Annotated in this window: 11 protein-coding genes and 3 pseudogenes; 11 read left to right on the top strand and 3 right to left on the bottom strand. The window is 67.9% G+C overall.

What is annotated here, in order from left to right:
* The first annotated feature begins 51 nt into the window (after window positions 1–51).
* The 7 genes and pseudogenes from AB0J95_RS24280 (at window position 52) to AB0J95_RS24250 (ending at window position 4,101) form a co-directional block, all read left to right on the top strand.
* A complete protein-coding gene (locus tag AB0J95_RS24280; RefSeq protein ID WP_364761830.1) occupies window positions 52–717 on the top strand; it encodes a Crp/Fnr family transcriptional regulator in 666 nt (221 codons plus the stop codon).
* 220 nt (window positions 718–937) lie between these two features.
* Window positions 938–1,888: a hypothetical protein gene (locus AB0J95_RS24275; protein WP_364761827.1), complete on the top strand. Its 951-nt coding sequence runs from the start codon at window positions 938–940 to the stop codon at window positions 1,886–1,888.
* A gap of 138 nt (window positions 1,889–2,026) precedes the next feature.
* A pseudogene (locus tag AB0J95_RS24270) lies at window positions 2,027–2,467 on the top strand (CBM35 domain-containing protein); the annotation flags it as partial.
* A 39-nt stretch (window positions 2,468–2,506) separates the two neighbouring features.
* Window positions 2,507–3,091: pseudogene (locus tag AB0J95_RS24265) on the top strand (glycoside hydrolase family 75 protein); the annotation flags it as partial.
* A gap of 370 nt (window positions 3,092–3,461) precedes the next feature.
* A pseudogene (locus AB0J95_RS24260) lies at window positions 3,462–3,587 on the top strand (helix-turn-helix domain-containing protein); the annotation flags it as partial.
* Between the two features lie 25 nt (window positions 3,588–3,612).
* Window positions 3,613–3,798, top strand: coding sequence for a hypothetical protein (locus AB0J95_RS24255; protein ID WP_364762171.1), 186 nt, complete (start codon window positions 3,613–3,615; stop codon window positions 3,796–3,798).
* 147 nt (window positions 3,799–3,945) lie between these two features.
* Window positions 3,946–4,101: a CsbD family protein gene (locus tag AB0J95_RS24250; RefSeq protein WP_364761824.1), complete on the top strand. Its 156-nt coding sequence runs from the start codon at window positions 3,946–3,948 to the stop codon at window positions 4,099–4,101.
* Here the strand turns inward: AB0J95_RS24250 and AB0J95_RS24245 are convergent.
* A complete protein-coding gene (locus tag AB0J95_RS24245; RefSeq protein WP_364761821.1) occupies window positions 4,091–4,684 on the bottom strand; it encodes a TetR/AcrR family transcriptional regulator C-terminal domain-containing protein in 594 nt (197 codons plus the stop codon). The genes AB0J95_RS24250 and AB0J95_RS24245 overlap by 11 nt on opposite strands.
* 55 nt (window positions 4,685–4,739) lie before the next feature.
* Here AB0J95_RS24245 and AB0J95_RS24240 point away from each other — a divergent pair, with 55 nt between their 5' ends.
* The gene (locus AB0J95_RS24240; RefSeq protein ID WP_364761818.1) at window positions 4,740–5,441 is read left to right on the top strand and encodes an alpha/beta hydrolase; all 702 of its coding nucleotides are present in this window, start codon (window positions 4,740–4,742) and stop codon (window positions 5,439–5,441) included.
* On the opposite strand, the gene AB0J95_RS24235 is transcribed toward AB0J95_RS24240, so the two are convergent.
* Entirely contained in the window at window positions 5,428–6,219 is a 792-nt protein-coding gene (locus AB0J95_RS24235) for an SDR family NAD(P)-dependent oxidoreductase (protein WP_364761815.1), read from the bottom strand. The two genes, AB0J95_RS24240 and AB0J95_RS24235, sit on opposite strands and share 14 nt — an antisense overlap.
* Window positions 6,220–6,339: 120 nt before the next feature.
* Here AB0J95_RS24235 and AB0J95_RS24230 point away from each other — a divergent pair, with 120 nt between their 5' ends.
* From AB0J95_RS24230 to AB0J95_RS24220, 3 genes are all read left to right on the top strand, one after another.
* Window positions 6,340–6,933 carry a TetR/AcrR family transcriptional regulator gene (locus AB0J95_RS24230; RefSeq protein WP_364761812.1) on the top strand — a complete coding sequence of 198 codons (594 nt, stop codon included), beginning with the start codon at window positions 6,340–6,342 and terminating at the stop codon, window positions 6,931–6,933.
* Window positions 6,934–7,011: 78 nt separating this feature from the next.
* Complete coding sequence (locus tag AB0J95_RS24225; protein WP_364761810.1) at window positions 7,012–10,671, top strand: glycoside hydrolase family 2 TIM barrel-domain containing protein; 3,660 nt, start codon at window positions 7,012–7,014, stop codon at window positions 10,669–10,671.
* A gap of 29 nt (window positions 10,672–10,700) precedes the next feature.
* Window positions 10,701–11,627: a Ku protein gene (locus AB0J95_RS24220; protein ID WP_364761807.1), complete on the top strand. Its 927-nt coding sequence runs from the start codon at window positions 10,701–10,703 to the stop codon at window positions 11,625–11,627.
* A 22-nt stretch (window positions 11,628–11,649) separates the two neighbouring features.
* On the opposite strand, the gene AB0J95_RS24215 is transcribed toward AB0J95_RS24220, so the two are convergent.
* Window positions 11,650–12,732: a DUF5925 domain-containing protein gene (locus AB0J95_RS24215; protein ID WP_364761804.1), complete on the bottom strand. Its 1,083-nt coding sequence runs from the start codon at window positions 12,730–12,732 to the stop codon at window positions 11,650–11,652.
* Window positions 12,733–12,771: the final 39 nt, after the last annotated feature.

Below are 12,771 nucleotides of genomic sequence, written 5' to 3'. Positions count from 1 at the left end.
GGCGGTCGGCCAAAACGGGTTCACGCCCCCCGCGTGTCGTACGCTTTTCCCATGCGCGCGGGCGCTTTCCTGTCCTACCTTACGGCGGCGGACCGCCACCACCTGCTGGGCCAGGGCATCCGCCGGACCTTCGGGCCCGGCGAGCTGATGCTGCGCGAGGACGACCCGTCCGACCATGTGTTCCTGCTGGTCAGCGGGCACGTTCGGGTCTCGCGGACGCTGGCGGACGGCCGTGAGGTGCTGTTCGCGTTACGCGGTCCGGGCGACATCATCGGGGAGCTGGCGGCGGTCAACGGCTGGAGCCGGATGGCGTCGGTGCGCAGCGTGGAGCCGACGTCTGTCATCCAGCTGACCGGTGGACAGTTCCTTGCCACTGTCCGGGCTCGGCCGGATGTCGCCCTGGCATTGGTCCGGACCGCCTCGGTTCGCTTACGGCAGGCGCAAGACGCGCGCGTCGGTTCGGCGGTACTCGATGTGAGCCATCGGGTCGCGGTGTATCTGGTGCGGCTGACTGAGGAACATGGCCGTCCAACCGAGGAGGGCATCCTGCTGGACACCCCGTTGACCCAGCAGGACATCGCCAACCAGGTCGGCGCCTCGCGCCGCGCGGTCGCGCGCACAATGGCGTTGCTGCGCGGCCGCGGTGTCGTGACGACCGGCCGCAAACGGATCGTGGTCGCGCAACCGCAGGTGCTGCGCTCGTTCGCCGGCTTGTGAGCCAGATGGCACACAAGGTTCGTGACAGGTGGCGTCGAACTGGCCACCGCGGCGCGGCAGGCTCGTCCCCGGGCGCCCCGCGGAAGTCTGGTGTGGACAAAAGGAGGACAGAATGGAGAGCCACCTGGTTTGGATCGTCACCGCGCTGTCCGGCTGAGTGAGAATGGGGCCGGCCCGGGGATCCGGGCCGGCCGCTAGGGACTTCTGGGGAGGAGAACCCGTGCCGGACATCGAGGACGTCCTCGTTCGCGAGTTCACGACCTTGCGCCGTGGCTGGGGTTTGCAGCACACGGTACTGCGCGAACGGATGGGCCCGACGATCGCGCGGTGGTGCGAACTGCCGCCGGGAGCGGGCGACCGGGACATCCGGCGCCGGATCGGCGAGGCGATCGAGGAGATCGAGCTGGGCCCGGACACCGCGGTGATCATCCGGGCCGCGCTCGCGATCGACTCGGCGTTCCGCTTTCCCACGTTGAGCGAACGGGAGGAGCAGCTCGCGCAGCACCTGCACTGCTCCGTGCGCACCGCCCGGCGCCGGGTGGAGGAGGCGTTCCGGTTGCTGGCGCAGGAGATCGCCGCCCGGCGGGGCCCGGACAACCTCGACGACCCGGACCGGGGCTGGCTGGTCCGCCGGTTCCGGGCGCTGGTGCGGCTGGATCGTGAGCTGCCCGAGCTGATCGAGGAACGGACCATCGTGGCCGTGCGCGACGGCGTGCGCCGGATCTCCGCGCGGTTCAGCGTTCCGCCCACTTTGGACGGTTCCGGCGGGGAACGCGCGGTCACGGCGGACGTCATGCAGGGCGCGCGGATCACCACCGCGGAGCGCCAGGGACAAGGGCACTTCTACTACATCCTCGACCTGCCAAGGCAACTCGAGCGCGGCGACGAACTGACCTACACCATGGTGTTCCAGATCCAGGACGGCAAGCCGATCCGGGACTACTTCGCCTTCGTCCCGCTCACCACGTGCGAGTCGTTCCACGTCCGCGTGCGGTTCGACCCGGCCCGGTTGCCGCGCACGGTGTGGAAACTGGACCGCACCCCGCCGCGGGTGCTCGCCGATCCGCCCGCGCCCGGGCCGCCGCTGCCGGTGGACGGCGCCGGTGAGGTGGGGCTGCAGTTCACCGATCTCGAACGTGGGTACGGCTACGGTCTGAGCTGGCTGCCCTGATGTCATCAGAATTCGTTATGGACGTCCCGGCTTCGTATCGCCACTGAACAAAAGCACCGAGTATTGACGTCTAGACCGGTCTAGACCTACTTTCTCCGGATAGTAAGTAAAGTTTCCTTACTGTTCGGAGGTGAAGTCATGCGCAGACTCAGGGCCATCGCCGCGGCGGTCGCGGCGGCCGGTGGCCTGGTCGCGATGCCCGCCGCGGTGTCGGCGGCGACGACGGTCTACCAGGCGGAGAACGCCACGATCACCCAGGGCACCGTGGATTCCGACCACGCGGGCTACACGGGTACCGGTTTTGTCAACGGCACCAACACCGTCGGCTCCGGCGTCACGTGGTCGGTGAACGTCGCGGCGGCCGGCAGCACCCAGCTGATCTTCCGGTACGCCAACGGCACAACGGTTTCCCGGCCGATGACGGTCGCCTTGGACGGCACCACTGTGTCCACTCCGACCTTCGCGTCCACCGGCACGTGGGAGTCGTGGACCACGACCACAGTCACCGTCAACACGACCGCGGGCTCGCATTCGGTCAAGGTCACCGCGACCACAGCCAACGGTGGTCCCAACCTCGACTCGCTGACCGTCACCGACAGCGGTGGCGGAGGTGGCGGTGCCCCCACCGCCGCGGAGCTGCTCGCCAAGGTCACCTCGTGTGGCCAGCAGATCTCCAACGGCCTGTACAAGACCGACTCCGAGACCAGCCGGACCATCCCGGTCTGCAACCGCAACGGCGCGGTCTTCTGGAAGGCCGACATGGACATCGACTGCGATGGCCAGCGCACCACCCAGTGCAACGAGAACACCGACTGCTGCTTCCAGCCGGACACCGCGTTCCACCAGTCCAACGGGCAGCCGTTGATCGCCTCGTCGCTGCCCTACGTGGTGGTCCCCAGCCCCAGCGGCACCTGGGACTACCGCAGCTTCCAGATCGCCGGCGGCGGTGTGGTCGCGGTGATCTACAACAACCAGGTGGAGTACGCCGTGGTCGGCGACACCGGACCGACCGACATCATCGGCGAGGCGTCCTACGCCACGGCCCGGGACCTGGGCATCAACCCCGACCCGAGCAACGGCGGCACGGACTCCGGCGTCACCTACATCGTGTTCAAGAACTCGAAGGTCAACCCCATCGAGAGCCACGCGAACGCGGTGACCCTGGGCCAGCAACTGGCCAGAACCTTCATCAACAGCAACTGAAAACCCTGCGACACCCGAAATCCCTGCTCCACGACCATTCCGGACAAGGCACGCCGATCCGCCTCAGCGGACGGCGCGGCCGCTGACATCCGGCCGCGGGTCGATTCTGTGCCGGGCCCCCGCCACCCCGCACAGAATCGACCCCGCACCCACCCTTCGCACTCCAACCGCGCCAAGATCCCCAGCACGCACCGCCCGATGTCACCCACTGCGGTGAACTCCGCGCGAACGGCCCACTCGCGCGCTCTTTCCCTACAGCCACCCCTCCACCCCCGATAGACTGGCCTCGGGGTCGCCCCCCGGAGAGCTTCAGTTCTAGGGTTCGTTGCAACACCTGAGGTGTTCGCCGCCGCCTGAGCCGGCGCCGAGGGTGATCTCGCCGCGGTATCTGTCCGAGGTGAAGCGGATCCTGATCGCGGACCGGTTACGGGACAACGCCTCTCTGCGATCGATCGCCCGCGAGCTGGACCGGCCGGTGTCCACGATCAGCCGGGAAAAGGCCCGCAACCAGCAACCCGGCGGTGCGTATCAGCCGCATGCCGCGCGCACCATGGCCCTCGCGCGGCGGGCCCGGCGCCGAACACCTCGACGCCGTGGCCGCCGAACTCAACGACCGACCCCGCACAACCCTCGACTGGGACACCCCAGCCCAACGCGTCACCACACTCCTGACCACCAACCAGCAGCAGTGTTGCAACGACCGCTAGAAACCACCGAGGGTGGGGGCACTCGTTTCCTGGTGTGAAGGTTCCTTCGGTCGGGTATACCGGCGTTGTCGAGGAGGAATCGTCATGACGGCCGCAGCGAGGCGATACGCCAGGAGATGCCGCGAGCGTTATGCCCGGGGAGGTCGTATGGGTGAGAAGCCGAAGCACCTGATCGAGGAGTTCGTCGGCAAGGTCAAGGAGGAGTGGGGCGAGTACACCGGCAACCCCGCTCTGGAGGTCGAAGGCGAAGCCGAGGCCGAGCAGGCCAAAGCCGAGCTCAAGGAGGAGTCCACTAAGGACTAGTGCCGGCGATCAACGCCTGGAGGCCGTGCTCGAACTCGGCGTCCCGGTCGATGCCGCCGGATACCAGTGCCTCCAGCAACGTAGGCGGCATAGCGGAAAGCTCGGGTCCGCCCGCGCGTTCGGTCTGCTCCTGCAACACGAACCCGTTGACGTACTGCGAGATCGCCTTGATCGTGCGGAACGCCCCGAGCGGCGTGAACCCGGCCGCGACCATCGCCGACAACTCGGCCTCGAACCGCGCGATGCTGGTATCGGTCAGCACGGCGAACCCGGCCACGATCCGCGCCCCGTCGCGATGGGCAAGCAGCGCGGAGCGATAGGCGCGTCCCCCGCGCAGAAGCCACTGCCGCCACGTCTCGCCGGCGCCCGGCAGGCCGATGGCGGCGCTGCGGATGATCTCGTCGGCCATCCCGTCGAGCAGTTGGTCCTTGCTGCGGAAATGCCAGTACAACGCGGGGGACTGCACGCCAAGGGAGGCGGCGAGGCGGCGCACGGTGAGCCCATCGAGGCCGACGTCCTTCAGTAGCCGCAGCGCGGCCTCGATGATGCTCTGCCTGGTCAGCCCTGGCCGATTGACGCTCACCCAAGTCACCTTAGCAGTGCTAAGCTCGCCTTAGCACTGCTAAGGAGGAGGGGGTATGGACGTACTGCTGGTCGGACCGGGGATGGACGACGGAACGAGGTGCGTGAAGCTCGCGAAACTGCTCGAGCCCGAGTACCGGGCCGAAATCGTGCGGCGACGGCGGTACCAGCTGGACCTGCCGAACTGCACGCTGGCCGACGAAGTCGCGGATGTCGTCGAGGCCGCCAAACGACACGAGAGTCCGGTGATCTTGTACGGCCACTCGTCCGGGGCGGTGGTCGCGCTGGAAGCCCTTGTGGCGGCGCCGGAACTGTTCAGCAAGGCGGTGATCTACGAGCCGCCGTCGGTGATCGACGCCCCGCTGACCGGACCGGCCACCGACCGGGTCCAGGAGCTGGTCGCGAAAGGCAGGCCGGGCAAGGCCTTCCAGATCTTCCTCCGAGAGGTCGTGCGGATGCCCGCGCGGGAGGCCTGGCTGGTGGGCAAGATCGTCGGCCTGACCAAGGGCCGGCTCGTGCCGCGCCAGGTCGACGACATGCTCGCCATCGACGAACTCGGTGTCCGCCTCGACGCCTACGCCCAGATCAAGGTGCCGGTGGTGCTGCTCGGCGGCGACCGCAGCCCGAAACACCTCACCGAACGCCTCGACGCCCTCGCGCGCGTGATGCCGGCCGCGCAGCGGGTGGTGCTGCGCGGCCGCGATCATGGCGCGGATCTGGCCGCCCCCAACGAGATCGTCCAGGTCATACAGCTTTGACCAGGCCGCCGTCGATCAGGTAGTCGACCCCGTTGATGTTGTTCGGCGACGCCGCGAACGCGATCAGCTGGGCGACCTCCTCAGGCGTGCTGATCCGCTGGGTGGGGATGGCGAAAGTGGCGCTCATCTGCTCGACCAGCTCCGTGTGGGTGATGCCCTGGCGCTTGGCGAGCTGGCCGATGAACCCATCGGGGTCAGTCAGCGTGCCGGTGCTGACCGGACCGGGTGACACGGTGATCGCGCGGACGCCCTGCGGGCCGTACTGGAGCGCGATCACCCTGGTCAGAGCGTTCAATGCCGCCTTGGCCACGCTGTAGTTGCCGGGACCGGTGCTGGCGTCGCGCGCGGCGGTCGACGAGACGTTGACGATCACCCCGCCGCGCTGCACCAACGAGGGCAGCGCGGCCCGGGTCGCCCACAACGCGCTGTAGAAGTGCAGGTTGAAGGTCCGTTCCCACTCGCTGTCCGGCAGGTCGGCCAGGCTCTGCACCGCGCCCTCGACGAACTCGGGGTGGTCGCCCATGCCGACGTTGTTGATCAGTACGTCGACGCCGCCGAACTTGTCCACCGCGGCGCCGACCAACCGGCGCGGACCGTCCGGTGTGGACAGATCGCCGATCACGGCGACGGCCTGGGTCTCCTTGAGCTCCGCGGTGAGTGTGCGCGAACCGCTGACCACGTTCATGCCCTCGGCCAGCAGCAGCCGCACGACGGCCAGGCCGATGCCCTTGCTGCCACCGGTGACGACGGCCGTCTTGCCGGCCAGCTGCAGATCCATCGATGAACCCCCTAAGAATTGGACCGATCGGTCCCGGACTGATCGGTCCAAATATTGGCCCTGTTGACGAAGGGGTGTCAACTACTGGAAACGGACCGATTGGTCTGTTAGGGTCCGCGCGTGGCCCGCAAGCGCGACCCGGAGAGCCGGGAGAAGATCCTCGAGGTCGCGACGCGCCTGTTCGACGCCCGTGGCGTGCACGCGGTCGGCATGCAGCAGATCGTCGACGAGATCGGCTGCGGCAAAGCCTTCCTGTACAGCGAGTTCGCCACCAAGGAGGAGCTCGTGATCGCGTACCTCAACCGGTACCGCGAGGGCGTCATGGTCACGATGGCCCAGGCCGAGGCGCGGTTCCCGGACGACCCGGCCCGTCAGATCGTCGCCATGGTCGGCATCGTCGCGGAATGCTCGCTGCAGCCCGGTTTCCGCGGCTGCTCGGTGCGCAACGCGCACGCCGAGTTCCCGGACGAGGACCACCCGGCGCGCCAGATCGCGATCGAGTACTACGACGAGGTGCACGGCCACCTGATGGACCTGGCCGAACGGGCCGGCGCGCCGGATCCGCGCACCCTGGCCGACCGGATCATGCTCATCGTCGACGGCCTGCACTCCAACGCCGCTGCTCGCGGCCACGACGGCGCGGCCCCGGCGGCGACCGCGTTCGCGGAGGACGTCGTGCGTGCGGCGCTGCGCCCCCTTTCGCACACCCAGTAACCGCCGGATGGCGGGTTGTGTTTTCCTGTTGCCTTCCGTTACATGGTGTTGACCTGTGGGTGACACTGGGAGGCTCACATGCGCGGTTCTGTTCGCTTCCTGACGGTCTTCGTTCTGTTCGCCGCCGGAGTCGTGGTCGCACCGGCAACGGCGGCGCCACCAGGACCCGACGCGTACGCGTACCTCGACAACCCGCGCATGACCGGTGAGGGCCAGGAGGCCCCGCATGCGTCGCTCCGGCCGTACGGCGACACCGCGTCGGCCGCGCGGCACGAGGAGAACACGCCGTTCACCGCGTCCCTCGACGGCGCTTGGAAGATCGCGATGGCGCCGCGCCCGCAGGAGGTCCCGGCCGGGTTCTTCGCCGAGGACTACGACGTGCGCGCCTGGCAGACCACGACGGTCCCGCACACGCTGCAGACCGCCGGTCTGGACCACCCGATGTTCCGCAACATCCCGGAGGAGATCTGGCCGGACAACCCGCCGTTCGCGCCCAAGGACGTCAACCCGACGGCGGCTTACGTCCGTGACTTCACGTTGCCCGCGCGCTGGCAGGGACGGCAGAACTACCTGCGGTTCGAGGGTGTGACGGCCGGATACTTCGTCTGGGTCAACGGAAAGTACCTTGGCTACGACCAAGGTGGTTACACGCCAGCGGAGTTCGACATCACGTCGGCGCTGCACCCTGGCAGCAACCGGATCGCCGTGCAGGTCCACCGCTGGGGCTCGGGGTCCTACCTCGAGGACTACGACCAGTGGCGCTACAGCGGGATCTTCCGCTCCGTGTGGATGTACTCCACGCCGACGACACACATCCGCGACCTGACCGTCACCACTGACCTGGACGCGAACTACACCGACGCCACGTTGACCGCGCGGGTGTCCCTGGCGCGTCAACGAGCCGGAGCGCTGGCCGTACGGGCTTCGTTGCGAGACAGCAAGGGCGCTGAGGTCGCCGCATTCACTGGCACCACAACAGGCAACGACGTGACACTGTCCACAGTGGTGCACAATCCGCTCAAGTGGACCGACGAGACCCCGAACCTGTACACCCTCGTTTTGTCCCTGGGCAGCCACATCACGAGCGAGACGGTCGGGTTCCGGGAGTTCACCATCGCCGACCGGCAGCTCAAGGTGAACGGCAAACGCGTGCTCTTCAAGGGCGTCAACCGATCCGAGACCGACCCGGACAACGGGCGGCACGTGCCGCGGTCCCGCCAGGAGCAGGACGTCCAGTTGATGAAGCAGTTCAACGTCAACGCCGTGCGCACCTCGCACTACCCGTCCGACCCGTACTTCTACGACCTGGCCGACCGCAACGGCATCTGGATCGACGACGAGGTGGACATCGAGACGCACGCGCACGAGTCGTGCCCCTCGGTCTGCCTGGCCGAGAAACCCGAGTGGCAGGACGCCTTCCACGACCGGTTCGTGGCCATGGTCCAGCGGGACAAGAACCATCCGAGCGTCTTCATGTGGGACACCGGCAACGAGGCCGGCCTGGGCAAGGCGCACTTCGCGATGGCCGACTGGGCCAAGGCGAACGAGCCGACCCGCCCGCTGTACCACCAGTCCAACTCGCCGGACGGCGACGCGCCCTACGCCAATGTCTGGGGCCCGCGCTACCCGTCGCCGGAAAGACTTGCGCAGCAGGCCGTTTCGACGACAAAACCGGTGATCCTCGGTGAGTACGCGCACGCGATGGGCAACAGCCTGGGCAACTTCCGCGAGTTCTGGGACACCATCCGGGCCAACCCGCAGCTGCAGGGCGGGTTCATCTGGGACTGGGCCGAGCAGAACCTCCGCCAGGACATCCGGATCACCCCGACCGGCTCGGACATCCTCGCGCATCTCAGCGGCCAGCCGTCCGTTGTGGACGGACATCGCGGGAAAGCGCTCTCGTTCTCGGGTCTGGACGACTTCGTCGAGGTCTACCGGGACCGGCGGCTGGAGATCACCTCGCAGCTGACCCTGGACGCCTGGGTGAAGCCCGATACCTGGACGGGCGATTTCACCGTGATCGCGAAGGGTGACCACGCGTATGCGCTGAAGATGAAGACCCAGAACACCTTGGAGTTCTTCATCTACAGCGGAACCTGGCGGGTGGTGCAGGTGCCTGTCCCAGCGGACTTCTACGGCAACTGGCACCGCATCACCGGAACCTACGACGGGGCAACGCTCCGGCTGTACATCGACGGCAAACAGGCCGGGTCGACCGCGTTCGCGGGAGCGATCGACAACAGCTTCTACGAGGTCAACATCGGCCGCAACCCCGAGGTGATGCAGGACCAGTACGGCGGCCGGATGGCCCACGGCGCGATCGACGACGTCCGGATCTACAACCGTGCTCTGCCCGCGGAGGTGCTGGCCGCCGGCGGCGATCCCGCCGCGGACGCGGTGCTGGCGATGGACTTCGACAAGATCGAGACCCGCGGAACGTACCTGTCCAACGGCGAGAGCCTGTCCGGTGTGGATGGTCTGATCGGCTCGGACCGGTTCGCCCAGCCCGAGACCGCCCAGCTCACCTGGGCCCACCAGCCGCTGCGGTTCAGCTACGCCGATGGTTCGCTGACCGTGCGCAGCGAACGCCAGTTCGCCTCGACCGCCGCAACCACGTTGCAGTGGAAGGTCGTCGAGGGCAGCCGGACCGTTGCCAGCGGCTCGCAGCCGTTGACCGTCGAGCCCAACAGCCAAGTGGTCGTGCCGATCCCGGTGCCCGCCAACCCGGCCGGAATGGAAAGGTGGCTCACGGTCAACACTGTTGGCACGGTCCCCGCTCTGGACCAATTCTCGTTGGGCGGAACCGTCATCCCAGGTGCTGGTACGCCGCCCGCGACGGGGTCAGTGTCGGTTGTGGACGGCCCGAACCAGGTGTCCGTGTCCGGCGGCGACTTCCAGTACACGCTCGACAAGGCGTCCGGCGGGTTGACGTCGATGCAGGTCAGGGGTACGCAACTGGTCAAGTCGGGGCCACAGCTGGATGCCTGGCGGGCGCCGATCAGCAACGAGACCTACGACTGGGGCAACGCGGAGGGCGTGAGCTGGCGAGCAGTGGGCCTGGACCGGTTGCGGACCAAGGCGAACTCCGTCTCAACGGTGCGAAACCCCGACGGGACCGTGACGATCACCGTGGCCTCGACCGTGACCGGCCGGGCGGACGCGACCTTCGAGCAGACCCTCAAGTACACGGTGGACGCGGCCGGGACGATCCGGTTGGCGCACACCGTGAGCCCGCGCGGGGCCGTGCGGACGTTGCCGTACCTGCCGAAGATCGGCGTGAGCCTGGCTGTGCCGGACCGGTTCCAGCAGTTCACCTGGTACGGCCGTGGCCCGCACGAGAGCTACAACGACCGCAAGGACGGCACTCCGGTCGGTGTGTATCGGTCCACTGTGGATGAGCAGTACGTTTCCTACTACCGGCCACAGGACCATGGGAACCACACCGACACGAGGTGGGCGTTGCTGACCGATGGGCAGACCGGCGGGTTGCTGGTGTCCGGGGCGAACGACGTCAGCGTGACGCCGTATGACGACCTCGACCGGGCTGCCTACCCGTTCGAGCTACAACGCAACCCCGGGTGGGTGACATTGCACGCGGACTACGCGGTCACCGGTGTGGGTGATACGCCGAACCCGGTGCGTGCCCGCTACCAGGTCCGGCCCGACCAGGACGTCAGCGCCACGATCGTGATCCGGCCGCTCAGCGCGGCCGAGGTCACCGCCAGGCAACCCGCATAACCAGGCCTTTCCCGGGGTACCTTGAGCGCATGGCACGGGCGATTTGGCGCGGTGCGATCAGCTTCGGGCTGGTCAGCATCCCGGTTGAGCTGTATCCGGCCACGTCGGACCACACCATCCACTTCAACCAGTTCCAGCGCGGCACATCCGACCGCGTGCGGTACAAACGGGTGAACGAGCGGACCGGTGAGGAGGTCGAGTTCGGCGACATCGTCAAGGGCCGCGAGGTCGACGACGGCGAGTTCGTGCTGATCGAACCCGAGGAGCTGGACTCGATCGCGCCCGGCCGGTCGCGCACGATCGACATCGAGGCGTTCGTCGACCTGGACGAGATCGACCCGATCTTCTACCAGAAGACCTATTGGCTGGCGCCGGGAAAGAAGGAGTACGCCAAGCCGTACGGCCTGCTGGCGAAAGCGTTGGTGGACACCAACAAGGCGGGCGTGGCCACGTTCGTCATGCGCGGCAAGCAGTACCTGACCGCGATCCGCGCCCGCGACGGAATTCTCGCGATGGAGGTGCTGTACTTCGCCGACGAGATCCGCGACCCCGCGGACATCGTCGAACCGGTCAGCACCAACGCCGGCCGCAAGGAGCTGGGCATGGCCACCGCGTTGATCGAGTCGTTGACCGCGCCCTGGAAACCCGAAGAGTACCGCGACACCTACACCGAGCGCGTGCGGAAACTCATCGACGACAAGGCCAAGGGCGAGACCGTCGTGGCCGAGGCGGAGCCGCCGGAGGCCACCGAGGTCACCGACCTGATGGAGGCCCTGCGCCGCAGCGTCGAGGCCACCAAGGGCGGCGCCAAGAAGAAGCAGAAGAAGCAGCGGGAGCCAGACCTGTCCGACCTGACCAAGGCGGAACTGGACGAACGCGCCCGCGACCTGGGCATCCGCGGCCGTTCCAAGATGAACCGCGCCGACCTCGAGAAGGCCGTGGCCAAGGCCTCGTGAGGGGCGCTCACGAGGCCTCCGGCTACAGGTACAACCCGGTGTGCTCTTCGGCGGTCTCGGCCATCACCGGCGCGAGGTCGTTGCGCATCGCGTAGAGCTCCGCGAGGGTCGCCCGGTCGCGGACGTGCCGGCCGAGCCATGCGGTCGCCTCGTCCTGGGACAGCGGGCCAACCTCGATCTGCGCGAGGCAGCGGCCCGGCCGGATGACCGCCGGGTGCAGGCGGGCCAGGTCCTCGTTGGTGGTGATGCCGACGAGGGTGCGGCTGCCCTGGCCGATCAGGCCGTCGGTCAGGTTGAGCAGCCGGGACAGCGCCTGGCCGGTGGACTGCTTGGCCTCACCGCGGATCAGCTCGTCGCAGTCCTCCAGCAGCAGCAACCGCCACTGGTCCTCGTTGTCGTAGCCCAGCGCGACCTCCATCAGGTACGCCGGGTCGTCGAACAACCGCTCCGGGTCGAGCACACAGTCCACTTGACACCATTCGCGCCACGCACGCGCCAACGCCCGCAACGCGGTGGTCTTGCCGGTGCCCGGCGGCCCGTGCAGCAGCAACAACCGCCCGGCCAGGACATCCGCCTGCAGCCCGAGGAGCTTGTCCAGCGCGGTGGCAACGCCCGACGCGTAGTTCTGCCGGATCTCCGGCCACGAAGGCGTGGCGATGTCCCGGGCACGGCGGCGCGGCCCGTTCATCGACATGTGCCAGAAGCCCATCGTGACGACGTCGCCGTCCTCGGCCTCCGGTTCCTCCGCGTCCGCAACGGTTTCCGCGAGCACCTTGGCCGCGAGCTCGTCGCTCACCGCCGTGACGGTGACCTTCGCGCTCTCCTGCCACTGCACGGTCTGCAGCAGCCACCCATCACCGGCCGCCAGCACACCCCGCCGGTCATCCTCCCGCACGGTCCGGATAACCCTTGCACCGTCAGGCAAAAGCCGCGCGCCGTCCCGCAGCCGCTTCACCTGCACGGTGTGCGCGGCCGTGTGCCCGCCCGCGCTGAACTGCGTGATCAGCAAGGCGTCCAGGACATCCATCGGGGAGTCGTTGTCGTCGAGCTGAACACGGACCGGCAGGACGGTGATCGGATCGGGCTGCGGGGCCGGATTCTTCACCACATGAAGCGACTGCTGAGACACCCCGCCATGATCCGC

Source organism: Actinocrispum sp. NPDC049592 (assembly GCF_040675465.1).
Taxonomy (GTDB): Bacteria; Actinomycetota; Actinomycetes; order Mycobacteriales; family Pseudonocardiaceae; genus Kibdelosporangium.
The sequence above is the reverse complement of the archived record's forward strand: the minus strand, read 5'-3'. Positions and strand labels throughout refer to the sequence as shown.